19 protein-coding genes and 1 pseudogene are annotated in these 25,382 nt (G+C 63.3%); 7 read left to right on the top strand and 13 right to left on the bottom strand.

Annotated features, from left to right (window positions below):
• Positions 1–40 precede the first annotated feature (40 nt).
• The 5 genes from uvrA to EKO19_RS31865 form a co-directional block, all read right to left on the bottom strand.
• Positions 41–5,836 carry an excinuclease ABC subunit UvrA gene (gene uvrA / locus EKO19_RS31885; protein WP_129781471.1) on the bottom strand — a complete coding sequence of 1,932 codons (5,796 nt, stop codon included), beginning with the start codon at positions 5,834–5,836 and terminating at the stop codon, positions 41–43.
• A gap of 278 nt (positions 5,837–6,114) precedes the next feature.
• Positions 6,115–8,034 carry a M48 family metallopeptidase gene (locus tag EKO19_RS31880; RefSeq protein ID WP_129781470.1) on the bottom strand — a complete coding sequence of 640 codons (1,920 nt, stop codon included), beginning with the start codon at positions 8,032–8,034 and terminating at the stop codon, positions 6,115–6,117.
• 24 nt (positions 8,035–8,058) lie between these two features.
• Positions 8,059–8,640, bottom strand: coding sequence for a LemA family protein (locus tag EKO19_RS31875; RefSeq protein ID WP_129781469.1), 582 nt, complete (start codon positions 8,638–8,640; stop codon positions 8,059–8,061).
• 189 nt (positions 8,641–8,829) lie between these two features.
• Entirely contained in the window at positions 8,830–10,164 is a 1,335-nt protein-coding gene (locus EKO19_RS31870) for a transporter substrate-binding domain-containing protein (RefSeq protein ID WP_175597262.1), read from the bottom strand.
• A gap of 189 nt (positions 10,165–10,353) precedes the next feature.
• Positions 10,354–10,617, bottom strand: a complete 264-nt coding sequence (locus tag EKO19_RS31865) for a hypothetical protein (protein WP_129781467.1) — start codon at positions 10,615–10,617, stop codon at positions 10,354–10,356.
• Positions 10,618–10,846: 229 nt separating this feature from the next.
• Here EKO19_RS31865 and EKO19_RS31860 point away from each other — a divergent pair, with 229 nt between their 5' ends.
• A complete protein-coding gene (locus tag EKO19_RS31860; protein ID WP_129781466.1) occupies positions 10,847–11,353 on the top strand; it encodes a hypothetical protein in 507 nt (168 codons plus the stop codon).
• 125 nt (positions 11,354–11,478) lie between these two features.
• On the opposite strand, the gene EKO19_RS31855 is transcribed toward EKO19_RS31860, so the two are convergent.
• A complete protein-coding gene (locus EKO19_RS31855) occupies positions 11,479–12,840 on the bottom strand; it encodes an ATP-binding protein (RefSeq protein ID WP_129781465.1) in 1,362 nt (453 codons plus the stop codon).
• A 15-nt stretch (positions 12,841–12,855) separates the two neighbouring features.
• Positions 12,856–13,584 carry a response regulator transcription factor gene (locus tag EKO19_RS31850; RefSeq protein ID WP_129781464.1) on the bottom strand — a complete coding sequence of 243 codons (729 nt, stop codon included), beginning with the start codon at positions 13,582–13,584 and terminating at the stop codon, positions 12,856–12,858.
• 232 nt (positions 13,585–13,816) lie between these two features.
• Here EKO19_RS31850 and EKO19_RS31845 point away from each other — a divergent pair, with 232 nt between their 5' ends.
• Both EKO19_RS31845 and EKO19_RS31840 read left to right on the top strand, forming a co-directional pair.
• On the top strand, positions 13,817–14,071 hold the full coding sequence (locus tag EKO19_RS31845; RefSeq protein WP_129781463.1) for an EF-hand domain-containing protein: 255 nt from the start codon (positions 13,817–13,819) through the stop codon (positions 14,069–14,071).
• Between the two features lie 91 nt (positions 14,072–14,162).
• The gene (locus EKO19_RS31840) at positions 14,163–14,492 is read left to right on the top strand and encodes a hypothetical protein (RefSeq protein WP_129781462.1); all 330 of its coding nucleotides are present in this window, start codon (positions 14,163–14,165) and stop codon (positions 14,490–14,492) included.
• Between the two features lie 7 nt (positions 14,493–14,499).
• On the opposite strand, the gene EKO19_RS31835 is transcribed toward EKO19_RS31840, so the two are convergent.
• Together EKO19_RS31835 and EKO19_RS31830 are read right to left on the bottom strand one after the other, a co-directional pair.
• Complete coding sequence (locus EKO19_RS31835; protein WP_129781461.1) at positions 14,500–15,306, bottom strand: M48 family metallopeptidase; 807 nt, start codon at positions 15,304–15,306, stop codon at positions 14,500–14,502.
• A 49-nt stretch (positions 15,307–15,355) separates the two neighbouring features.
• Positions 15,356–15,928 (bottom strand): SRPBCC family protein, encoded by a 573-nt coding sequence (locus EKO19_RS31830; protein ID WP_129781460.1) that lies wholly within the window; start codon positions 15,926–15,928, stop codon positions 15,356–15,358.
• 80 nt (positions 15,929–16,008) lie between these two features.
• Here EKO19_RS31830 and folE point away from each other — a divergent pair, with 80 nt between their 5' ends.
• Together folE and EKO19_RS31820 are read left to right on the top strand one after the other, a co-directional pair.
• Complete coding sequence (folE, locus tag EKO19_RS31825) at positions 16,009–16,650, top strand: GTP cyclohydrolase I FolE (RefSeq protein ID WP_129781459.1); 642 nt, start codon at positions 16,009–16,011, stop codon at positions 16,648–16,650.
• A 165-nt stretch (positions 16,651–16,815) separates the two neighbouring features.
• Entirely contained in the window at positions 16,816–17,526 is a 711-nt protein-coding gene (locus EKO19_RS31820) for a hypothetical protein (protein ID WP_129781458.1), read from the top strand.
• Here EKO19_RS31820 and EKO19_RS31815 read toward each other — a convergent pair.
• The 4 genes from EKO19_RS31815 to EKO19_RS31800 form a co-directional block, all read right to left on the bottom strand.
• Positions 17,523–18,323: an endonuclease/exonuclease/phosphatase family protein gene (locus EKO19_RS31815; protein ID WP_129781457.1), complete on the bottom strand. Its 801-nt coding sequence runs from the start codon at positions 18,321–18,323 to the stop codon at positions 17,523–17,525. The genes EKO19_RS31820 and EKO19_RS31815 overlap by 4 nt on opposite strands.
• Positions 18,295–20,553 carry a VTT domain-containing protein gene (locus EKO19_RS31810; RefSeq protein WP_129781456.1) on the bottom strand — a complete coding sequence of 753 codons (2,259 nt, stop codon included), beginning with the start codon at positions 20,551–20,553 and terminating at the stop codon, positions 18,295–18,297. The genes EKO19_RS31815 and EKO19_RS31810 overlap by 29 nt, the downstream gene beginning before the upstream one ends.
• Before the next feature lie 108 nt (positions 20,554–20,661).
• A complete protein-coding gene (locus EKO19_RS31805) occupies positions 20,662–21,765 on the bottom strand; it encodes a D-2-hydroxyacid dehydrogenase (protein ID WP_129781455.1) in 1,104 nt (367 codons plus the stop codon).
• 33 nt (positions 21,766–21,798) lie between these two features.
• Entirely contained in the window at positions 21,799–22,674 is an 876-nt protein-coding gene (locus tag EKO19_RS31800) for a dienelactone hydrolase family protein (protein ID WP_407676674.1), read from the bottom strand.
• 366 nt (positions 22,675–23,040) lie between these two features.
• Here EKO19_RS31800 and EKO19_RS40075 point away from each other — a divergent pair.
• Positions 23,041–23,448: pseudogene (locus tag EKO19_RS40075) on the top strand (cellulose binding domain-containing protein); the annotation flags it as partial.
• Positions 23,443–25,326: a glycoside hydrolase family 6 protein gene (locus tag EKO19_RS31795; RefSeq protein WP_407676673.1), complete on the top strand. Its 1,884-nt coding sequence runs from the start codon at positions 23,443–23,445 to the stop codon at positions 25,324–25,326. The pseudogene EKO19_RS40075 and the gene EKO19_RS31795, both read left to right, overlap by 6 nt.
• Positions 25,327–25,382: the final 56 nt, after the last annotated feature.

The following is a 25,382-nucleotide window of genomic DNA, read 5'->3' as shown; positions in this document are numbered from 1 at the left end:
GCCGATTGTGATCGAGTATGCCCTTTAGCAAGCAGCGCGACTAGCAAGCCGTGCGTCGACGCTCCACTGCGGGCTTGGCGCCAGTCGCCTGCGCGCGATCACGCAGAAACTCCTTCAGGATGCGCGCGGTGTGAGATTCGCGAGCCGAGCGCAATATGTCATCCGGCGAAGCCTGCACGACGACTTTGCCACCTTCGGCGCCGCCCTCGGGACCGAGATCGATGATCCAGTCCGCCTCGGCAATCACGTCGAGATCATGCTCGATGACGACCACGGTGTTACCGGCGTCGACCAGTCGATGCAACACTCGAATCAGCTTCTCGACGTCGGCCATATGCAGACCGACCGTGGGTTCGTCGAGCACATACAGCGTGCCCGGCAGCTTCTCCACCACCTCGCCCGGCTCCGGCGTGCGGAGCCTCCGGGATTCCCTGACTTTAGATAGTTCCGTCACCAGCTTGATGCGCTGGGCCTCGCCGCCGGAGAGCGTCGGGCTCTGCTGTCCCAATGTGAGATAGCCGAGGCCCACGTCCTGGAGCAAGCGCAGACAATGATGAATGCGCGGATGCGCGGTGAAGAAGTCGACCGCTTCGTCGATGCTCATCATCAACACATCGCCGATGCTCTTGCCTTTGTATTGCACGCTGAGCGTGTCCTGATTGAAGCGGCGACCGCCGCAGCTGTCGCAAGACACGCGCACGTCCGGCAGGAAGCTCATCTCGATCTTGCGCATGCCCTGCCCTTCGCAGGCCTCGCAACGACCGCCGGCCGTGTTGAATGAGAACCGCGACGGCGTGTAACCGCGCATGCGCGCCTCCGGCGTCTCGGCGAACACTTTACGAATGGCGTCCCAGAAACCGATATAAGTCGCCGGGCACGAGCGTGGCGTCTTGCCGATCGGTGTCTGATCCACTTCGAGAATGCGCTCGATCTGTTCCCAACCGGCGATCTCTTTACAGCCACGCCACTCGAGTTTCGCACCCCTGCGACGACCCAGCGCCGCTCGCAAGTTGTCATGAAGCACATCGCGCGCCATGGTCGACTTGCCCGAACCTGACACGCCCGTGACAACGACCAGCCGATCCAACGGCACCTTGCAGGTTTGTTTACGCAAGTTGTGCAGCGATGCGTCTTTCACGACCAGCGCCGGCGACTTCGGTGTCACCGCACGACGGTTGCCGATCGGATGCTGTAGCGGCTGGGCGAGCAATCGACCCGTGATCGATTCAGGTGAGCGCTCCAGTTCTTCCGCTGTGCCCGCCGCAACCACACGACCGCCGCGCGTACCCGCGCCGGGACCGAGATCGAGCACGTAGTCGGCGCGACGAATCGTCTCTTCGTCATGCTCGACCACGAGCAGCGAATTGCCCTTCGCGGCCAGCTTGTCGAGCGTGTCCAGCAGAATGCGGTTGTCGCGCGGATGCAGGCCGATGGTCGGCTCGTCGAGGATGTAACACACGCCCTGCAGATTCGAGCCGAGCTGCGCGGCCAAGCGAATGCGCTGCGCTTCGCCGCCCGACAAGGTCGGCGCCGAGCGATCCAATGCGAGATAACCCAGCCCCACGTCTTCGAGAAATGCCAGACGCGAGTGAATTTCGGTCAGCACGTCGCGCGCAATCTCACCCTCGCGGCCTTTCAGCTTCAACGTGTTGAACTGCTTGCGCATGTCGCCGACCGACTGCGCCGTCACCGCCGCGATCGACTGATCGCGGAAGCGCACGTTGCGGGCGATCGGATTGAGGCGCTCGCCCTCGCAAGTGTCACAAACTTCGGCTTCCTGCTCGAACCATTCGTTCCACCAGATCTCCTCGCCGCTCTGCTCCTCGTCGAAGCCGCGAATCTGCAAGCCGGTGCCGTAACAGTCTTCGCACCAGCCATGCTTGGAGTTGAACGAGAACAGACGCGGATCGAGCTCGGCGAAGCTCTTGGCGCAGGACGGACAAGCGCGGCGAGTCGAGAAGATCGACAGGCCGGCGTTCGCAGCGATGGCCGTGCTGCCTTTCGCAGCCTTCTTGGCCACCGGAGCCTTCTTCACTTTCACGCTTTCATCGAGCAGATGAACGACGCCCTTGCCGAAGTCGAGCGCCGTCGTCAGTGCTTCACGCAGCTCGCGCTCGTTACGCGCGGAAACCTGAACGGTCGCAACCGGCAACTCGATCGTATGTTCCTGGAAACGAGACAGACGCGGCCAGCTCTGCGTCGGCAGCAGCTCGCCATCGACGCGCAGTTGCTCATAACCTTTCTTCAAGGCCCACGCCGCGAGGTCGGTGTAGAAACCTTTGCGTGCCACGACCAGCGGCGCCAGCAAGCTCACGCTCTTGCCGCGATAGTCGCGACTGATACGGGCGAAGATGGATTCGAAGCTCTGCGGCTCGATGGGCACGTCACAATCCGGGCAGTACTGAGTGCCCAGCTTCACGTACAGCAAGCGCAGGAAGTGATAAATCTCCGTCAGCGTCGCCACGGTGCTCTTGCGACCGCCGCGGCTGGTGCGCTGTTCGATGGCAACCGTCGGCGGAATGCCGAAGATCGCATCGACATCGGGGCGCGATGCCGGCTGCACGAACTGCCGTGCGTACGCGTTGAGCGATTCGAGATAGCGGCGCTGTCCTTCGCCGAACACGATATCGAACGCCAGCGTCGACTTGCCCGAGCCCGACACGCCGGTGACCACAATGAACTTGTCGCGCGGCAGCTCGACATCGACGTTCTTGAGATTGTGCTCGCGAGCGCCGTGGATGCTGATGACATTCGATTTCGGCCGATGCGCCGAAGCCGCCAATGGCACGACCGTGCGCTGATCGGCGATCTTCCAGCCGCTCTGGACTTCACGCAGCGCCTTGCCCGTGTGCGAGCCCGGCACCTTCATCAGGTCCGCCGGCGTACCGACCGCGATGATTTCTCCGCCCGCCTCGCCCCCTTCCGGACCGAGATCGATGAGCCAATCGGACGCAGCGATGACGTCGAGATTGTGCTCGATGACCAGCAACGAATGCCCGGCCGCGATCAAACGACGGAACGCGCGCAGCAGCTTGGCGATGTCGTCGAAGTGCAAGCCCGTGGTGGGCTCGTCGAATAGAAACAACTTGCCCGGCGTGGCGTCGTCATCCGAGCGCGCCGTTGCGCTTTCCGCCAGGTGACCCGCGAGCTTCAACCGCTGTGCTTCGCCACCCGACAGCGTCGGTACCGGCTGACCGAGTCGCAGATAGTCGAGACCCACTTCGGCGAGCGGACGCAATGTCGACAGCACTTCGCGCTCGCCGGCGAAGAACTCGACCGCTTCCGACACCGTCATGTCGAGCACGTCGGCGATGCTACGGCCCGGGCCGGGGCCGCGATTCAATTTGATCTCGAGAATTTCGCCGCGATAGCGGCGGCCGTTACAGTCTGCGCAACGCAGATACACGTCGGACAGGAATTGCATCTCGACGTGTTCGAAACCATTGCCGCCGCAGGTCGGGCAGCGACCGTTGCCGGAATTGAAACTGAACGTGCCGATCGTGTAGTCGCGCTCTTTCGCCAGCGGCTCGTTGGCGAACAACTTGCGGATCGCGTCGAACGCGCCGACATAGCTCGCCGGATTGGAACGGGTGGTGCGACCGATCGATGTCTGATCGACCATCACGACCGCGCTGATGTTTTCAGCGCCCTTGATCGAGTCGTGCTCACCCGGCGCTTCGGTCGGCTTGCCGAAGTGCTTGAGCAGTGCCGGATACAGCACGTCTTGAATCAACGTCGACTTGCCCGAGCCCGACACGCCCGTGACACACACCAGGCGCTGCAACGGAATGGAGACGTCGATGCCCTTGAGATTGTGCTGGCGCGCGCCCTTCACTGTCAGCGCCGCGGTCGGCGCCGACTGAGCGGCATCCGGCAATACTTCGCTGACCTGCTTGCGACCCAGCAGATAATCCGCCGTGAGCGAACGCTCCGCCTTCGCCAGCTCGGCGGGCTCACCAAAGAACACGATTTCGCCGCCCTTCTCGCCGGGACCCGGACCGACGTCGATCAACTTGTCGGCGGCCTGCATCACTTGGGGATCATGCTCGACCACGACCAGTGAATTGCCCGCGGCCTTCAGTCGATGCATCACATTGATCACGCGCCCCATGTCGCGCGGATGCAAGCCGATCGACGGCTCATCCAGCACGAACAAGGTATTGACCAGCGACGTACCGAGCGCCGTCGTGAGATTGATTCGCTGTACCTCGCCGCCGGACAGCGTGCGCGACTGGCGATCGAGCGTGAGATAGCCCAGGCCCACGTCGAGCAGATAACCGAAACGGCCGCGGATCTCGCGCAGAACCAGATCGCTCGCTTCATCCAGCGGCGCCGGCAGCGCCAGGCGATCGAAAAACTGTTTGCACCGATCGATGGGCAACAGCATCAGCTCGTGAATGCCGATGCCCGGCAATTCCGCCAGCTGCGCGTCGTTCCATTGCACGCCGTTCGGCTTGAAGCGCAGGGCGTCGGGCAGCACCGCTTTCGCGTCCGCCTTGGTGCCGAGACGCCACAGCAACGCGTCGGTCTTGAGTCGCGCGCCATCGCACACCGTGCATGGCGTGTACGCGCGATACTTCGACAACAGGACGCGAACATGCATCTTGTAGGATTTCGTTTCGAGCCAGGCGAAGAAGCGGCGCACGCCGTACCACAGCTTGTCTTCCCAGCTGCCTTCGCCTTCGAGCACCCACTGACGCTGCTCCTCGGTCAGCTCGCGCCACGGCACGTCGATGGGAATGTTTCTCTTGCGCGCGTACTTGATCAGATCGTCCTGGCACTCGCGATACGACTCGGTCTGCCACGGACGGACCGCGCCGCCCTTCAACGTCTTGCTTTGATCGGGAATGATGCGACCGAAGTCGATACCGATGATGCGCCCGAAACCCCGGCACGCGTCGCATGCCCCGAGCGGCGAGTTGAACGAGAACAGGCTGGGCGTGGGCTCGCGATAATGGATGTCACAGTCGGCGCAGTGCAGATCCGATGAGAAGCGCCAGGTTGCCGATGTCGCCGGAGGAGTGACGTCATTCTCGGCGCTGCGACCACCGCCATTCGCTTCGAGCACGTGAATCGCCACCCGATCCCGGCCGACGCGCAGCGCGGACTCGAGCGCTTCGATCACGCGTTCGCGATCGGTGTTGTCGAAACGGAAACGGTCCTGAATCATTTCGAGGACGACGCTGGTCTGAGATGCTTCCTCGGCGTTCTTGCGCCCCTTCTTCGCAGCCTTCTTCTTGCCCTTGGCGGGCTCGGTCGCGGCCACCGTGGACGTGATTCGCTGGAACAGCCGCGTGTAGCCCTGCTTTTCCAGCAGGCTCAGCACTTCAGCCTCGCCGAAATTCGCCGGCACCGGCACGGGGAACGTGACGATGACGCGCGCGTCGCTGCGACCCAACGCCTGCAAACGTTCGCTCAACTCTGCATAAATGCTCTGCGCGGAATCGCGCTTCACCGGCGCCGAGCACTGACGGCAGTACACCTGCGCGGCCCGCGAGAACAGCAGCTTCAAGTGATCGTTGAGCTCGGTCATCGTGCCCACGGTGGAGCGCGAGGTCCGCACCGGATTGGTCTGATCGATGGCGATGGCGGGCGGAATGCCGTCGATGCGCTCGACCTGCGGCCGGTCCATGCGATCCAGGAACTGGCGCGCGTACGGCGAGAAGGTCTCGACGTAGCGGCGCTGCCCTTCGGCGTACAGCGTGTCGAACACCAGCGAGGACTTGCCCGATCCGGACACGCCGGTAACGACGATCAGCTCGCCGGTGGGCAACTCGAGGTGCAGGTTCTTGAGATTGTTCTGGCGCGCGCCACGAATGACGATGGACTGGGACATGCTCACCGATGGCCTGAGGCCCCGAACGCTGTAGGAAAAACGCCAGGCCCGAGGACCGGGCCCGACGAATCATGGAGATGTGGATTGTAAGCGCAGCTTCAAGCGCGCGCTCACCAGGGGGCGCATTCAAACGCCGAAAGCTGTCAGGGACTGTCTACTTAAAGTCGGGATCGGGCATCCCTGCCACAACCCTCCTGCGAGTCGCCAAAAGGCGTGACTTTTACCTCTCGCCGCCGCAAGCGGCGGGGTACATCCATGTACCCATGGGGCGGCTTCGACTAGCCGTCTGTTCCAGACGTTACCAGGGGTGGCAACGGGCAGTGGACGGTCGCGCAGACGGCGCGCAGCAGCTCGGCCTCGCCGAGGGTGAGTTTTTGATCGTGGGTCACGGTCTTGACCAGAGCCTCGACCAGTTGCTCCTTCATGATGGGAGCCAGCTGATCGAGCCGGCTCAGCGCCACGTCCAGCGGCTGAGCCCAATGCGCCAGATTGACGAACGACGGCCGCTCCCGGGGCAGCAGGTGGTGCACGCCAGCCTCGTAGGCTCGTCGAGCGTCCGCCAGGTCGGCGTGCCCATGCTGAGCCAACACCGAGAACAGCACCTGAATGTCCTTCTGCACGACGTTTAACGGCAGCTGCCGGGTCCGGGCGACCGGATTCAGGTCATCGTTCAGATGAACCTGCGCCAGCTTGCGAAGCACGTAGCTCTGCAACGAGACCCGGCCTTCGCGCTGGAGCATGCCATTCAGCGTGGACATCAACTTCATACGCTCGTCGCGCGTCAGCTGCCGGAGCGCAGGAATCGCGCGCAACAAGGCCGGCATGCGCTGTTCGGGCTCGAGCCCATCGACGACGTCCAACAATTGTCCGACGTGCTCCGCCGTCCGCGGATCAATCTGGGCAGCGATGAACTGCTGCTGCCGCTCGCGCACTTCGGGATTGGTATCGAGCGCCAACGTCAGCAATAGCACCCGCGCCGAATCAGGATGAGCGCCGGCGAGGACGATGGCTTCCGGCAACGACTTGCGAATGTCCCGCGCGAGCTGCATATGAACGGTGCCGGGATTGGCCACGAGCCCCGCGACCGCTGCCGCGCCCGGCACGTCGATCAGCGATTCCAACCGCTCGGCCGACGTTTGTTTCGGCGTCGCATCCGCCTTGGCCTGCTCGGCCGCGTGAATCAGCTCGGCGCGGGCACGGTCGAAGTCTTTGGAAGTAAAGCTCGGGTCGATCGCCTTCAGACGGGATTCCAACGACGGATGCGTGGCGAAGAACCGGCTCATGCCCGGCGCGAACAGCATGTGCGCGACTTCTTCGACTTCGGGATTGCCGATCTTGGAACCGCCCGACAGCGCACCGATTTTCAGCAACGCGCCGCGCAGGCCGACGGGATCGCGAGTGAACTGCACCGCCGACGCGTCGGCCAGCGACTCACGGCTGCGAGACACCGCCGCCTGAATCAACCGACCGAAGAACAAGCCGATGTAGCCGATGATCAGCACCGCCAGCGCGACCAGCAGCACCGGAAACGCCTTCTTGGAATCGCGCCCCCCGGAACTGAACCGGAGCACGATGCGCCCGATCATGGCAATCGCCAGCAAACCGAACAGCAGCCCCATCAGCCGAATGTTCAGGCGCATGTCGCCATTCAAGATATGACTGAACTCGTGCGCGATCACGCCTTGCAGCTCGGTGCGATTCAAGGTCGTCAACGTGCCGCGCGTGACACCGATCGCCGCGTTCGCGGGATTGTGACCGGCGGCGAACGCATTGATGCCCATCTCATGCTCGAGCAGATACACCTCGGGCATGGGCACGCCCGAAGCAATCGCCATTTCTTCGACGACGTTGAGCAGCCGGCGTTGCTGTGGATCGGTGGTGTCCGGCGACACGCGCACGCCGCCGAGCGATTTAGCGACCACACCGCCGCCGCCGCCCAGCACCACCGTCTTATAAAGACTCGCCAGCCCGATGATGCCCACGACCACCAGGGTCGTGATCAATAGCGTGCCCGGATTGGCGCTCATCCATTCGCCCAGAGTCGGCGCGTAGCCGGTCATGTTCTCCTGGCCTCGTGAGATCAGGAAGGACACGACGAGGTTCACCGCCACGACCACGGACAGCACCGCGGCGGCAAACAGCACGATGAGCCAGCGCGACATCCGTCGCGACGCTTCCTGTCGCTCGAAGAAGTTCATGGCGGCGCCCGCTGGATGCCGTGGTTAGAACTTCACCACCGGCACCGCGCGCTTCTCGGCCGACTCGATCTCCAGCAACTGCGCCGGCAGGAACGAGAACATGTTGGCGACGATGCTGTTGGGGAACATCTCGCGAGCATTGTTATAAGTCATGACGGCATCGTTGAACGCCTGGCGCGCGAACGCGACTTTGTTTTCGGTCGAGGTCAGCTCTTCCGACACCTGCATCATGTTCTGATTGGCCTTGAGATCCGGATAGGCCTCGGCCAGCGCGAACAGTCGGCCGAGCGCGCCATTCAGCGCATTCTCAGCACCCGACAATTGCTGGACGGCGCTGGGGTCGCCCGGATTCGCCGAGGCATTCTTCAAACCGGTGACCGCGGCGTTGCGCGCAGTGATGACCGCTTCGAGCGTCTCGCGCTCGTGCTTCATGTAGCCCTTCGCGGTTTCCACCAGGTTCGGAATCAGATCGTGACGCCGCGTGAGCTGCACGTCGATCTGGGCGAACGCGTTCTTATAGGCGTTCCGGCCACCGACCAGCTTGTTGTAGATGGAAATGAAAAAAATCGCGATCAGGACGATGACGATGAAAACGATCCAGCCCATCTGACGACCTCCACGGCGAATGCCGCATCAAAGCATACCGAATACGCCCGGCTCGCAGCAGCATCGCCGGCCAATGGCCGCCGGCGACCGGCAAACGGCGTTGGCCGGCACCGGCCGCCTGCCTGCCGGGCAGCTCCAGCACATCCTGCCCGCTGCATTTGGGCGTCCTGCCCAGCACCGGCCAGCTATCTAATTCACGGTCTTCCGCTGCGCCTGCGCGACCAGCGCGCTTTCCAGCCATGCATTCACTGCGCCCGCCGCAATTTGATCCTGCAACCATGCATCGACCTGGCCGCGAAGCGCCTCGTCTCGCGGCAGTAAAATCGCCTTGTCACCGTGAGTGAACGTCGATGCAGTCGCGCGACACAATCGCTTGTCACGACGCGCCTGCAAGTCGACCTCGACGTCATCGGTCACCATCACGTCGGCGCGGCCGTCCGCGATCTCCGCGAAGATCGTGCGATTGTCCGGATGCACGGTGACATGCGAGTGACTCAGCCGCTCGCGCACGAACTGCTGATTGGTCCCACCCGGATTCACGACGACGCGTACTTCGGGGCGATCGATTTCCTCGACCGTGTCGAAGCGCGCCTCGGTGCCACACCGAACGATGGGTGTCTTGCCGCCCCGATGATAAGGAATGGAAAACGCCGCCACCCTGGCACGCTCCGGCGTGATGCTGACCCCGCCGAGCGCCACGTCGAAGCGCCCGGCCTGATAGTCCCGCATCAGCGTGCTCCAGCTCGTGCTCACGAATTGCGGTTGTACTCCCAGCGACTTCGCCAACGCATCGCCCATCTGGACATCCGCGCCTGAAAGCTCACCGCCCCGCTCCAGCGTGAAGGGCGCGTAGTCGCCAGTCATGCCGATGCGGAGCACCTTGCTGGCCTTGATTCGTTCGAGTGCCGGCATCGCCGCCGGGCGCAACTGGCTCGCCGCTTTCAGCAGCGCGGCTCCATCGTCCTGTTGCAGCCCGGGCATCGCGAGCTTCGCGGCTTGCGCTTGATAGCGAGTGGCAAAATCATCGGTCATCAATTCAGGCAGGGCGAGATAGATGGCCTGCAGCAGCTCGTTACCGAGACGATCCAGCTCCGGTCGCAGCTCCTTGCTCAGATCACGCACCGGTGCTGGGCAGGATGCCCGAATGTCGGGGGCGCAGGGATGCGCAGGATCGGCCTCGTTGGCTGGCTTCTGCTGCTTCCAGGTCGCGATGAAATGTTCCTGTACGTCGCGAGCCATGCGGATCTGGAGCGAGAACAGCTCGCGCGCCGACGCGGGATCGATGCCGAGCCGCTGCGCCTGGGCGACGGTCGCGTCCAGGACTTGCTGCTCGCGAGCGGCGTCGGTGACCGGCGCGTTATTGGCGTACTTCCAGGCAGCGACGGAGCGCATCAGCTCGAGGCGGCGCTGCATGAGATCGAACACCCGAGCCACGTCGTTCGGGCCGGTAAAACTCGCCGCCATGCCACCGCTCACCGAGAACAGCATCGCAAGCGCCACCAAAATTCGACTATGCAATGACATCACACCCCCTGCAGACGCGGGAATGTAACACTTCATGCCATCTGCATGCCGCCGCCGCGGGCGGCGAGCGCAGGCGTCATCTCACGCACTCGCCTTGTTCGTACCCGGCAAGTGCGGCAGCTCCAGTTAAAAGAAGAGCCCGCCAGTTGTGCCGGCGGGCTCTCTCGAAGCAAGGCGTGTGGTGCGCTGTTAGCGGCGCGGTCCGAACAGATCGAACAGGCGGCTCAGCAGCGTCGGCTCGAACACGTCGACTTCCATGGAAGTCCGCATGACCGGCACGTCGGCCAGGTTCACGCGAATCTCATCCTCGCCACTCGGCTTGGAGAAGTCGAACACCTGCGTGGTCGCGCGCGCTTGCGGCTGGGCTTGCGGAGCGGCCTGCTGAGGAGCACGGGAAGGCGCGGCCGTGGCGGTGCGACGGACCTGAGTCGGGGCGGGGCTGGCGGCGCTCATCAATTCCTCCATAAAACGACGGACGGGAAAGTCCGCCGCAGACTAGAGGAACTGATCGCGCCGTCGTGTGAAGCAAATCACGTTCGCGCGTCGCGCGGGAAGGCCGTACGCAAGATGCAGTTTTATGTCGTGCGGCTGTCGCCGCCGGCAGACGGCCAGGGGCCTTGCGCACGCGCCGAAAATGCACAACTTTGCGCTGCCGATCGGACCTCATGCCCCTGGATCAACCGTGCTCTCGACAAAACAAATGCCGCTGCGGTTTGGCGCATGCCGGCTCGCGATGACAATCGCGGCCTCGCTGCTCGCCGCCTGCTCGAAAGAACCCGCGCCCGCCGCGACGCCGAACACACCACTCGTTGAACAACGCGCGGCCGATCCAGCGCACCAGCCAGGTCAGGAATTTCGCGGCTCATTCGCGCCCGGCGGCATCGCCGCCACCTATCGAGCCAGATTCAACGATGGAAAGATTCAGAGCCTGGCAGAAACGCGCAAGGCCACGTCGCAGACTGGCACCTATGAATTTCTCGGCGCGCGTTTGATGAAGTACCACGGCGCCGCGCTCAACTCGAACGACACCATCGAGCTGGAATTCGACGAGCAGGGCAAAGTGTTGAAAGCACGCGCCGGCGATAAAGACGTTAGCGCCGAGGAGATCACGGCGATTCGCGATCGCGCGCAATCGTTACGGAGCCACGCCGTATCCCAATACGCCGTCAAAGGACACGATCAGGTTTAATCCCACCGCAGCGGCGGCCGCGAGATCAGGTCCTATCACCGCAGCGACGTGCGCGATCAGTTCTAATCTCACCGCAGCAGCTGACGCGGGATCAAATTCCAGTCCCGCCGCATCGGCGCGCATGATCATGCCGCATCTCGCCGCAGCGGCCAGCGAATCTCGACGCGTAAACCGCCAGTCGCCGCGTTCAGCGCCCGCACCTGGCCCTGATACAAACCAACGACGCGCGCCGTAATGGCGAGCCCGATCCCCGTGCCACCGGAATCGCGATCACGCGACTCGGCGACTCGATAGAACGGCTCGAAGATGTGCGCCAACTCCGCCTCCGGCACACCCGGACCGTGATCTTCGATCACAATCAAAGCATCCTGCTGCTCGCGGCTCAATGACACCGCGACCGCCGAACCCGGCTTGGTAAAGCGAACGGCGTTACGCAGCACATTCTCGATGGCACTGCGCATGAGATCGTGATTGCCGTTCAGCCACAGGCTCTCACCCGCCGTCCAGTCCACGTTCTTGTCGGCCCCGCTCGCTTCCAGGCGCGCGTCCTCGACCACCTCGTTCAACAAAGTCGTCACATCGATCGGCTCGAGCGGCAGCGTCGGCTTGTAGGAGCGCAGCTGCGACAGCTGCAACATCTGACCGATCAATGTGTCGAGGCGTTCGGCCTCCAGCTCGATGCGATCCAATTGTTTGACGATGTCGGCCTGCGGCCGGCGCGCCAGACCCGATGCGACGCGCAGTCGCGCCAAAGGTGAGCGCAGCTCATGAGACATGGCTCGCAACAGGGCTTCTCTCGACGCGATCAACGTACGGACGTGATCGGCCATCGCGTCGAAGTCCTGCGCCAGCACGCCAAGCTCGTCGCGGCGACTCGAAAATTCCTCGCCGACCCGCTCATCGAGATTGCCCGCCGCCAGCGAGCGCGCACTCGACTGCAACCGTTCCAGCGGCTTGCTGATGTAACGAGCCAGCCACCAGCACACCAGGCCGCTGATGGCGAGCGCGAACGCGAACACGACCAGACGCACGTCGGACGCCTGCAACGGACTGATCAGCGAGCGCTGCCCGACCATCACGGTGTAGACCGTGCCGTCGCGATCGGTGAACAGCGGCGTCAGCAACAGCGGATCGTCGCGACCATTCGGCGGCGGCTCGCGACCGAAGAAGCCCGCCTCCTTCAGGCGATTCGCGTAGCTGCGATAAGTCGGTGGCAGCCGCCGCCGCAGAACGTCCTGACCATCCGGACGCACGACATAAATGTACCGGCCGGGATAACGATCTTCCGCGTTCTCGATCCAGGCATACAGATCCTTCATACCGCCGGCCAGCAGACGCTGCCGCGCTTCGGAGGCGAGCTGCCGGCTATCGGGCGAGGGTGACTGATCGCGCTGAAAGCGATACCACGCCACCGCGGCGGTAGTAGCCAGCACCAGCAGCGTCGCTACCCAGAACGACAGAAAGATGCGAAGGAACAGCGAGCGCACAGGGTTCTCAAACGCTCAAGCACGCGACTCCGCACGCGTGTCGTTGATGGCGATCAGCACGTAACCGGCGCCACGAATGCTACGGATCTCCGGCAGGCCGTTCTCGCCCAGGCCGAGCTTACGGCGCAAGTTGCTCACATGCGTATCGATGCTTCGATCATAAGGAGTGAGCCGGCGTCCCAGCACGCGTTCAGTCAACGACTCGCGCGATTGCACCTGACCGACTGCGCGCATCAATACTTCGAGCAGTCGCAGCTCCGTGCCCGTGAGCCGCACCGACTGTCCCGACAATGTAGCTTCGAACATCGCCGGATCGAGGCGCAGCGGGCCGACGCTCACCGGATGCGCCGGCGTATCGGCATCACGTGGCGAGAAACGTCTCAGCACCGCGCGCACGCGGGCAACCAGCTCACGCGGATTGAACGGTTTCGAGAGATAGTCGTCGGCGCCCAACTCCAACCCGACGATGCGATCCACGTCGGCACCATGCGCCGTCAACATGATGACCGGCACGGACAGGCTGTGACGCAGACGACGCAACACTTCGAAGCCGCTCAACGACGGCAACATCACATCCAGGATCACCAGATCGAACGGCGGCGACTCGCCGGTCAGGCGGGCCAGCGCCTCGGCGCCATCGCGCACGACGGACACCTGAAAGCCCTCGCCGCTCAGATACTCGGTCAGCATCTGGCCGAGCTCGCGGTCGTCGTCGACGATCAGTATTGAAGCAGGCAAGGTCATGATTCGGTCCATAGGCGCCCGGCGCGCTCGACCATGGCATATCGAAGCCGCGCCGGTTGCGAAGTTTCGTCAAGTTCTGACTACAGCCGGTGGGCAAATCGCCCGACGATACTGCGTTTTACGCAACCCCGGAACCCCGTTTTACGGCTCCGCGTTCAGTCCCCGCGCGGGAAGAGAGCAGTGACGAGACACGCTCCATTGGATCTACCAGTCAAGCAACGAGGAGAGGATCATGACCAAGTTGATTGCATTCCTGGCAGCGGCCCTGCTGTCCATGACCGCCTTCGCCGGTGACAAGGACAAGAAGGACCACTCGATGAAACATTCCGCGGCGACCTTCGATTCCCTCGATAAGAACGGCGATGCGCAGCTCAGCAAGACCGAAGCCGCAGCCGACAAGTCGCTGGCCGACAGCTTTGCCGCCGCCGACACCAATGGCGATGGCTACCTGAGCAAGACCGAGTTCGAAGCTCGCACCAAGAGCTGAAGCCGCGCCGTGATCGATTCGGCGATGAGCCCCGCCGCGCCTGTGAGTGAAGGGTGCGGTGGGGCTTCGTCGTCTCTGTTACCCTAAATGCATGGCCGTACCCTGGTTACAGATCGTGCAGCTCGTGCCGTCCATCCTCGATGTGTCGCGCGAGCTTTTGAAACGCACCAAGCAACTGCCGCCGCCTGAAGTGGCGTCGGCCCCGCCAGACCTCGCTGTCGATGAGCTGGTCGAGCGCATATTGCGCCTGGAAGAAAACGAGCGGCGTCAGGCGGAGCTGGTCAATGAGATGGCTCAGCAGCTGGCGAACCTGACCCGGGCCATCACGTCGCTGCACCGCCAGTCGCTGTGGCTCGGCGGCACCGCGGTGGTGGCCATCGTCGTCGCCGTGATTGCGATCGGGATGGCCGCCAGCCAGTAGCGGCGGGTTATTTCGCGGCTGCCTGATACAGCGGCAGCACCACCGGCACGTTCTTCTCCAGATCGCGAATGCGCGACTCGCCGGACGGGTGGGTGCTCAGGAATTCCGGCGTGCCGCCCCCGCCCGCCTTGGACATCTTCTGCCAGAGCGTGACGGCGGCGTTCGGGTCATAGCCCGCGCGAGCCATCAACTCCAGGCCCATGCGATCGGCCTCGGCTTCCTGCTCGCGACTGTGCGGCAACGTGAAGGTCACAGCGGACACCTGACTGGCGATTTGCATCGTCGTCGCTTCAGCCCCCGTCGCCACGGCCACGCCGGCCAGCACGATCTGCTCCGCGTACGCACGCGACAAACGTTCGCGCGAATGTTCACGCAACGCGTGTGAGATTTCGTGGCCGATGACCGCGGCCAGCTCGGCGTCGGTCGGTTTGATCGCATCGATCAAACCCGTATAGACCATGATCTTGCCGCCAGGCATGCAGTACGCGTTCACGTCTTCGGAGGTTTGCACGTTGACTTCCCAGGCCCAGCCCGGCGCGTCCGGACGGAACACCTTGGTCTGCGGGATCAAGCGCTGCGAAATCTTCTGCACCCGATCGTAGACCTGCTTGTCCTTGTTCAAGGCGCCGGACTGGCGCGCCTTGTTCACTTCCTGGTCGTAAGCAACCTTTGCGCCCTCGTCCACCTGCTGGGCCGAGACCGCCATCATCTGCTTGCGGGTGACACCGATGGCACCGGGCTGCGTGGTCTGCACGGATTGGCAGGCAGCGACCAGGACCGCGACGGCGGCGATGAGCAGGGAACGTATGCGCATGGAACTCCTCCGGGAGGGACAGATTTTAAATCTGTCCCCTTTAAAGTCACTATGGCTTGGAGGGTTCCTGCCTGGGCGCAGGGGCCGCCGGGTTGCCATTGGTCACGTAGCGCGCCAGGCGCTGCAATTGCCCGCCGAGCACTTCGTCGACGATGGGCGCCCAGTCGGCCAGCGGCCGATCCGCGAAACCACCGACATTGTATGTGAACGTGATGCGCGAGCCGCCGGCCGCCGCCTCGATCTGCCAGGTCATCACGCCGTTCACACCGAATTCCTGCAGCGGCCCGAGCGCGCCATTGACCCGCAATGTTTTGGCGGGCTGCGCGTACACGACCGTGCCATGCTCGATGCCTGCGTAAAGACTGAGCTTCTCGCAGAAGCAGCCCCGGACACTCGGTTCGAGCGACAGATTGCGGGCATCGCCCGAATAGGTGTGTTCGGGATCCCACCATTTGGCGATATCGGCGAGCGCGGCCCAGATCACGGGCGGTGCGACGTTCGGCGTCTCAGCGACATGTCGCAAATTGAAGCCATTCGGCCCGGCGCTGACGATCTCGGCGCGCGCCGCGCCGGCCACCGACATCGCGCCCAGGACGGCCGTCGCGATCAGGCATGCACGCATTCATTGTTTCCTTTACGCAATGGCACCGCTGCAGGCGCGCATGGTAATCCTTGCGAGTGAAGGATGGTAACCTAGCGCCCATGACTCAGAAAAAAAGCACGAAAAAGACTGCCAATGCCGCCCTCCCCGAGGCGCATGTGCAAGCCCCCACGGTGAGCGAGCAGGACGCGCGTCAGGCCGTCGAAACACTGTTGCGCTGGGCGGGAGAAGATCCGTTGCGGGAAGGCCTGCGTGACACGCCCAAGCGCGTCGTCAACGCCTATCGCGACTGGTTCTCCGGCTATCTCACCGACCCGGCCGACTATCTGCGCCGCACCTTCGAGGAAGTGGAAGGTTACGACGAGATGATCGTGCTGAGGGACATCGAGTTCGAGTCTCACTGCGAGCATCACATGGCGCCGATCATCGGTCGCGCGCACGTGGGCTATCTGCCCACCAACAAAGTCGTGGGCATCAGCAAGCTGGCCCGTGTGGTCGACGGTTATGCACGGCGCTTTCAAGTCCAGGAAAAGCTCACCGCGCAGATCGCCCGCTGTATCAACGATGTGCTCAAGCCGCGCGGCGTGGGCGTCGTGATCGACGCGATCCATCAATGCATGACCACGCGGGGCGTGCACAAGCGCGGCGTGTCGATGATCACCAGCAAGATGCTCGGCGACTTCCGCGAGGATGCGCGCACCCGCAACGAATTCCTGCGCTTCATCGACATCTCGAGCAAGTGATCATTTAACACTCGGCTTCGGGGAGTCCCGCAATTCCTCACGGGCACGCCGCGAGTGTGACGGTGTTCTCGTTAGCAACTTCGTCACAGTCCTAGCATCCGATCTGCTTCGTAGAACAACGACGGTCGGATTCCGAGGTCAGATGTGAACGCGGTGGCCCAGACGATGACACAGGAGCCTCAGGCACGCCCTGTCCGCGCACGTGCCGAGCACATCTCCCTCGATACGGGTCACGACGACGCACTCGTCACGCCCAAGAAACGTCCGCACCGCCCGACGCGCATGAGCTACACGCTCACCAGCAAGCTGCGTGGTTGCGTCACGCAACTGGGCCTGCTCGACGAACATTTCCTGTCCGTGCAACTGACGCGGCCCGACAGCGAGCCGCGCAAATACGATTTCGATCTGCGCTTCGCCAATGCGAAGCCGATGATCGTGCGTCAAGTCGCCTGGTTCTGGGCGGCGCTCGCCGTCAGCCTGGCCGCGCTCGCCACTTGTGCGCTCTGGCTGCTATGGCCACACAACGCTGCCGCATGGGTCAATCCCGCGCCAGTGACGGCGGTGGCCGCGCTGCTCGCATCGCTGGGCTCCGTGCTGATGTTTCTACGGCGTACGACCGAATCGCTCGAGTTCACCAGCGTTCACGGCGGTGTGACATTGGTGAGTGTGACGGGCGCGATCGGCAGTGCCCGCGAAGGGAAGAAATTCTTCATCGAGCTCATCAAGAGCATCAACGCGGCGAAGCTGGCGCGACCGCAGCCGCCTCAAACTTTCCTGCGCGACGAAATGCGCGAGCACCACCGGCTGCGCGAGTTGGGCGTGCTGACAGAAGAACAGTACGAAACCAGCAAGTCGCGAATCCTGGCCTCGCATTAAGCCGGCGCGCGCATGGCGAAGCGCTCGACGTCGATCTCCGCTCGCAACGGCAGATGATCCGACGCGCGCCTGGCAAGCGGCGTCGCGTGCACTTTGATCGCCACAATCGCCTGCACCGGTCGCACCCAGATTCTGGTCAACGCCAGCAACGGCCAGAAGGACGGGAATTCCGGCGGCGCCAGCGCTTCACCCAAAATTTTGTGCGCGTCTCGTAACGTGCCGGCGCCGGGAAACCATTCGTTCATGTCGCCGAGCACGATGGTCGGATGCTCGGGGGGCGACTTTGCAATCGCGGCCAGCAAGTGGCGCCATTGGAAACGGCGCTCCGATCGGCTCAGCCCAAGATGAGTGGCGATCACGCGAAGCGCGCGCCCGCCGACATCCAGCTCGACATCGAGCGCACCTCGCGGCTCGAGCCATTTGCCATAGCTCAAGTCGTGTCGATGCACGCTGATGACTGGAAATCTCGTCAGCAGCGCGTTGCCATACTCGCCGCTATGTCGCACGATGCTCATGCCGGGGATGGCCGCCATGCTCATCGCTTCCGACAGATATTCCAGCTGCTTCGAGTCGTCTTCTGCGCCGGGCTCGTTGTCGACCTCCTGCAACGCATAGATGTCGCAGCTGAGCTCCTTGAGCACGTCGGCGATGCGTGCGGGCGAGCGCTTTCGATCCAGCCCGACACAGCTGTGAACATTGTACGAACCGATGGAGATCCGGCGGACGCCAGGCGCTGGCGCCTCGACCGGCTCGGTCGGGACTTCGGCCTCAGATGGTGCGCGCGTCGCTGACGCCATGTCGCGGGGACGAGGTCGCGGCCGCCGAGATCAACCAGCGCCGCACCAGCCACATGGCGCCACCGAGCAGCACCAGCACCAGCGCGATCGCCCAATAGTTGATACGACGAGGATCATCCAGCCAGGCCGACAGCTGATCGCTGAACACCGTCGACGTCAGTGTGCCCGGCAGGATACCGATAGCAGTCCCTAGCAAGAATTCCCACAGCCGCATGCGCATGGCGCCGGCGACGACGCCTTCGACAGCGAATGGCGCCAACGGAACCAGTCTCAGCGCAGTCATCGCGAGCAAGCCGCGACGACGCAACACCTGCAGAATCTTATCCAGCTTCGCGCCAGCCATGCGCCGGACCGTTGCCGGATCGAGCCGTTTGCCCGCAACGTAACTGGTCCACGCGGCGAGTTGAATACCGGTCATGGCGATGATGAAGCCCCAGACCGGACCGTACGCGATGACAGCAAACAATGTGATGAGCGGCCTCGGGAACATCACATAGGACGCTGGTGTGAACGCGAGCACGGTCAGAATCGGCACCCACCACGTCTGGCCCACCTCGCGGGCCCAGCTCATGATGTGATTGCCTTCGAGATACGAAGACAGCGGCGTGAATTTCCACAACGCGGTCAGCGCGAAGACGCCCAGCGCGATGCCGGCCAGCTTGCCCCACGACGGACCTGTCGGTGTGCCCAGCGCTTCGGACCGCTCATTCACCACAGGGCTCGCATCCGCGATGCCGACATCGGTGGACCTCGGACTGAAGATCTGCGCCAGATCCGCCAGCCCCACCGGCTTCTCCGGATCGGCGACGCTGATGACGTTCAGCAGCGTGTCCGAAACCTGGGGCGATTCATTCAACGGCTTCAGCGTGCGGTCTTCACGCTGCAGCCGATCGATCGCCTCGCGCAAGTTACCGGCCTCGGCAATCGCCTCGCTCACCTGCTCCACCTCGAAGCCCAGGTGCTCCGCCAGCAACAGCGAACGCAGACCGCGGATCTGATCCTGGATGTCCTTGCGACCGCGCGCCTCGATGGTCAGATCGCATTCGGTGTCGAGCCCCATGGAACGATTCGCCAGATTCGCCGAACCGATCCGCACCAGATCGTCGTCGATCAGGATCATCTTGGAATGCACATCGATGCAGGTGCCTTCCTTCAAACCGTTGATGAACGGATAGTAGACACGAAAATGCTGATGCTTGTCGGCGTCGCGCAGCTTCTGAAGCAGACGCGTGCGCAGCGTCTGCATGGTCAGCTCTTCCAGCCAGCCATGACTCAGCTGGCGCAGCACGACGATGACCTCGGGCCCATCGGGCTCATCGAGCCGCGCGAGCAAGGCATCGCCGACTTTGTCGGCGGTGAAATATTGATTCTCGATGTAGATGCAGTGCTTGGCCGCCGCGATCATGTCTACATACAGCGCTTCGACCTCGCGGACACCATCATCGCCATTGACTGCCGGAGCGGTGCGCGAGATGCCAACTTCGACGTCCTTGAGATGCACCGGCAGCGACTGCGGCCAGCGGGACGTTTTCATTTCCTCCGCGGCGGCCCGGCGACGAAACACCCGACGCTGTTCCGCCGGCGGTCGCAATGTTTCGCCAGTCGCCTTGCGCCAGCGTTCGCGCACCAGGTCGCCCAGCGACCGCGCGGCAGCGCCTTCGACGGCCATCATCAAATCGTGAAACGGCGGATAGGCCGTGCCTTTCACCTGACGATGCTCGTTGCTGGGGGAATGATCGTTGGTGTCCCAGCGCCGGCAGGTCAGATCGATGCCGCCGTTGAAGGCAATGGTGTCGTCGATCACCACGATCTTCTGGTGATGCGAGCCACCGGTGGGATGCGTGTTGTCGTAACGGAAATGCACGCGCCGGTGCGGCTGCCAGCCCAGGCCGTAGAACGGCGCCCACTCCCGATCCAGCCCGAAAATCACCGGGTAGTCCCAGATCAGGATATGGATGTGCAAATGCCGGTTCCGCCGCGCCAGCTCGTTCAGGAAATCGCCGAGCTCCAGCTCGCAATCCTGCGCGCCATCCTTGCACAGCAGACGCGTGCGACTATGGAAATCCCAGCCGGAAATCAGAATGGATCGCTTGGCCTTGCGCGCCGACTCGACGAATGCACGGAAATAATTGTCGCCGTCGACCAGGAACGACGCGCGCTCCGCGTTCTCCACGCGCCAGCAATTGCGGCCGGGTTGAAGCAAGGTCGATGGAACAACGGGCGCGAGCATCGGAGTAAGGATTGCAGGACCGCCAAACGGGGCAATGTCGGCGAAACGCTTGCACCGCGCGCCCGGTTCCCTGAAGGGCAGGATGCCCAGATGCAGCGGGCACAGGCCCTAGTAGCCGCGGGCTACATCGACCACCGACAGCATCTTGTCGCCGGCCACATATCGCCTGATGTTCTCGCGCACGACCTGCAGCGGCGCCTGACCGCTCAGATCGGAGTCCGCGGAAACGTGCGGCGTGATGATCAGGTTCGGCGCTTTCCACAACGGATGCCCGGGCGGCAGCGGCTCGGGATCGGTGACATCGAGCCCGGCGCCGGCGATGGTTTGGTTGTTGAGCGCATCGATCAGATCGGACGTGACCACACTGCCACCGCGCGCGATGTTGATGAAGAACGCCGTCGGCTTCATCTTTCCAAACAATGCGGCGTTGAAGATGCCTTGAGTCTGCGGCGTCAGCGGCGCCGTGTTCACGACGAAGTCGGCCTCGGATACGAGCTTCGGCAACTCATCCGCGAGGCCCACATAGCTCACAAAGTCCGGGCCAGTGCGACCGCTATTTCGGGTCGCGGTGACTTTCATGCCGAGCCCATGCGCCCGCTTCGCGACTTCAGTCCCGATGCCGCCGAGACCGACAACCAGCATCGTCTTGCCGTCAACGGTGGTCGCGCGTCCGGGCGGAAGACGCGGAATCCATTTCCCCTGCGCTTGCGCGGGAATATACACATCGAGTCCGCGCGCAAGACCCAAGGCCATCGCCATCACGTGTTCCGCGATCACGGGACCGGCAATACGCTGCATGTTGGTGACCAGAATGTTTCGTTCCTTGATGGCCGGAATGGACACGCAGTTCTCGACACCCGCGGTCACCAGCTGAATCCATTGAATGGACTTGCCCGCGCTGAGCGTTTCCGGATCGCACACACCGATGGTCGCGTCGATACTCGCAAGCTTCGACCTGGCTTCAGGCGTGCCGACGACGATGAACTCGACATCCGGCGCGACGGCCCGCAGCTCCGAACCCAGCCGCGCCGCGAAGCCGCCGACCAGAATGCGCTTCGGCTTACGCCAGCCCTTGCGCTCCTTCACCGGAGCATCGGCCTCCTGCAGTCCATAATGCTCGATCACGCCGGCGGCGGAATTTTCCGCGGCGTCGATCGACGCCGCGACCAATACAGATGCGCAAGCAGCAGCCACGAGCCAGCGACACTTCATCCTGAATCCTCCGCTGAGATTGTCGTTCGTTCCTCAACCCACGCCGTTCTTCTTGAACCAGGCCAGCGCCTTCTGCCAGGCATCCTTCGCATCCGCTTCGACATATGACGGCCGATAGTCGGCGAAGAATGCATGCGGCGAGTCGGGATACACGACGATCTCCGACGCGACCTTCGCCTTCTTGAGCGCCTCTCGCATCTGCTCGACCGTTTCGAGCGGAATGCCCTGATCCTTGCCGCCATACAAGCCGAGCACGGGCGCATTCAGATCGGCGGCGATGTTGACCGGATGTTTGGGCTGATTCTCGGTGGGATCGCCGACCAGGCGGCCGTACCAGGCCACGCCTGCTTTGAGCTGCTTGCTGTGCGCGGCATATAGCCACACGATGCGCCCGCCCCAGCAGAACCCGGTGATGCCGAGCTTCGCCACATCGCCCTTGCCGGACTTCTGCGCGAATTCCACCGCCGCATCCAGATCGCCCATGACCTGATCATCCGGCACCTTGGCGACGATGGGACGAATCTCGTCGATGGTCTTGAGCTTGGAGACATCGCCCTGCCGGTAGTACATCTCGGGCGCGATCGCGAAATAGCCCTGCTTGGCGAAACGACGGCACACATCCTTGATGTGCTCATGGACGCCGAAGATTTCCTGCACGACCAGGATGACGGGGAACGGACCGCCCTTGGCCGGCATGGCGCGATAGCCGGGGAGGGTCTCATCGCCGACCGGAATTTTTACATCGCCCGCATCGAGACCATTGGTATCGGTACTCACGGTCGCGGCGCCGATCGGCTGCACGGCGAGCGCAAAGCCGGCGGCGGCGAGACTGCTGGCCACCATGTGGCGGCGATTCAGCTCCATGCGCGAGAACACGTTGGCGATATCGGTCTGCACATCCCGGCTCATGGCGTTCCCCTGTTCGATGAAAGCAACCGCGCGAGTGTAACGACGTGCTCGCGGCCTGCAAAGAATCGGCGCATTCATCGCGGCGCGCGCAGAAATCATCAAACCCTCGCCGACGAGGTCGCCGGCGACGCAGTCCGCGCCACCGCGCTTTTGACTGCTCAATGACTCGGCGGGGCGCCAAATAAGTGCACTGATTTTCTTGAAAACGAGCGCCGCGCGCCTGACTCGCCGTTGTCTCGCATTGGCTCGAACCGCCAAAGTCTCCATGTTGACAGCGCTAGCCAATTGCCCCATGTTCGCGCCCGCTCGAACAAGGAATGTCACCGCGTCGCTCACCGGAGCGACGCTTCACCAGGGGGTCGTATCATGGAAGGACGACAAAGGTCCGAAGGATCTGCCGCGCGCTGGTTTTTTGCCCTGCTGCTGGTTCTCGGCCCAGCACTGATACAGCCAGTCTTCGCGCAAAGTGCCGGCTGCCAGATCACATACACCAAGAGTTGGGAAGGCGGTAATGGCTTCGGCGCCAACATCGCCATCCTGAATACCGGTCCGGCCATCGGCAACGGTTGGACGTTGCAATTCAGTTTCGCCAACGGCGAGCGCATTCAGAACGGTTGGCCGGTAACGTTTACTCAAGCTGCGGGCAGCGCTCAAGTCACGGTGTCGAGCAACGCGGCGTGGAATCAGAGCATCGGCAGCGGTGCGACGTTCACCGCCGGTTTCAACGGCACGTTCACTACGACCAATTCCACACCCACCGGCTTCACACTGAACGGCACCGCCTGCACCGGCGGCGGCACCAGCAACACCGCGCCCATCGTCAGTCTGACGAGCCCGACCAGCGGTCAAACATTCGCTGCCGGCTCGACTGTGACGCTCGCTGCCAACGCCAGCGATCCGGGCGGCGCGGTCAGTCGCGTGGAATTTCGCGTCGATGGCAATTTGGTGAACACGGATACCACTTCGCCGTACAGCTTCAACGTGACGGGCCTCGCGTCTGGCAGCCACACGGCGCAAGCCACTGCGTTCGACAACGGCTCGCCCGCTCTCAGCACCGCAACGGCTGCCGTGCCGTTCACGATTCAGGGCACGGTGCAGCCGACGATCGTCGCCAGCCCATCGTCGCTGACACTTGCCAGCGACGCGAGCGGCACCGCAACTCTGCGATTGAACGCCGCACCGTCGAGCAGCGTGACCGTCACACTCACGCGTTCAGGCAGCACGGCAATCACTGCCAGCTCGTCCTCGATCACCTTCAACAGCGGTAACTGGCAGAGCGGTGTGAATGTGACATTCACCGCCGCGACTGGTACGGCCGCCGCGACCTCAACGTTCACCGCTGCATCTAGCGGTTACACCTCCGCGACAGTCTCGGTCACGCGCAGTGGCGTCGTGACCGGTCGCGTCGACAATCCTTATCTCGGCTCCGGCGTTTATAACAATCCGCTGTGGCGTGCGAATGCCGCCGCCTCCGGCGGCAGCGCGATCTCCATGCAGCCTACCGGCGTGTGGCTGGATCGAATCAGCGCGATCGCCGGCAACGGCAGCTCGACCACGGGCAACCTGGGGCTGGTCGATCACTTGAACGAAGCGCTGACACAGGATCAAGCGAACGGCGCCACGCCGATGACCATTCAGATCGTGATCTACAACCTGCCCGGCCGCGATTGCGCGGCGCTCGCCTCCAACGGTGAGCTCGGCCCCAACGATCTGCCTCGCTACAAGGCCGAGTACATCGATGTGATCGCCGGCGTCCTGCGACGCGCCGAGTACGCGAACCTGCGTATCGTGCTGATCATCGAGATCGACTCGCTGCCGAATCTGGTGACGAACGTGACGACTCGCCCCACCGGCACCGCGGCCTGCGACACGATGGCCCAGAATCGCGGCTACGTCGACGGCGTCGGCTACGCGCTCGCGACCTTCGGCGCGATTCCGAATGTTTACAACTACGTCGATGCGGGTCACCACGGCTGGCTCGGCTGGGACACCAACTTCGGCCCGTCCGTCGACATGATGCGGACCGCGGCAACCGCTTCGGGCAGCACGCTGGCGAACGTGCACGGCTTCATCACCAACACTGCGAATACATCAGCGTTGCAGGAGCCGTACATCGTCGTCGACAGTACCACGCGCCCGTCGCGCTGGATCGACTGGAATCAATTCAACGATGAGCTGACGTACGCCCAGGCGTTCCGCCAACGCGCCATCCAGGCCGGCTTCGATGCAAACATCGGCATGCTGATCGACACCTCGCGCAACGGCTGGGGCGGCCCGAACCGACCGACGGGGCCGAGCACGGCGGCCGATCTCAACACTCGCATCGACGCATCACGCATCGACCGGCGCATTCACAAAGGCAACTGGTGCAATGCCAGCGGTGCGGGGCTCGGCGAGCGGCCGCGTGCCGCGCCGGCAACAGGCATCGATGCCTATGTCTGGATCAAGCCGCCCGGCGAGTCCGACGGCGCGAGCCAGGAGATTCCGAACGACGAAGGCAAAGGCTTCGACCGCATGTGCGACCCGACGTACGGCGGCAACCCGCGCAATAACAACAACATGACCGGCGCATTGCCGAATGCGCCACTGTCCGGGCACTGGTTCCCGGCGCAATTCCAGCAGTTGTTACAGAACGCCTATCCACCGCTGTGAGAAACCGGGACCCGGCGTCGCCTCGTGCGCCGGGTCCCTTCCGACAAGCGGGGGAC

The sequence above is a fragment of the Peristeroidobacter soli genome (assembly GCF_004138485.1).
GTDB classification, from domain to species: domain Bacteria; phylum Pseudomonadota; class Gammaproteobacteria; order Steroidobacterales; family Steroidobacteraceae; genus Steroidobacter; species Steroidobacter soli.
Note: the sequence above shows the minus strand (reverse complement) of the source record. Positions and strands in the feature narration are given on the sequence as shown.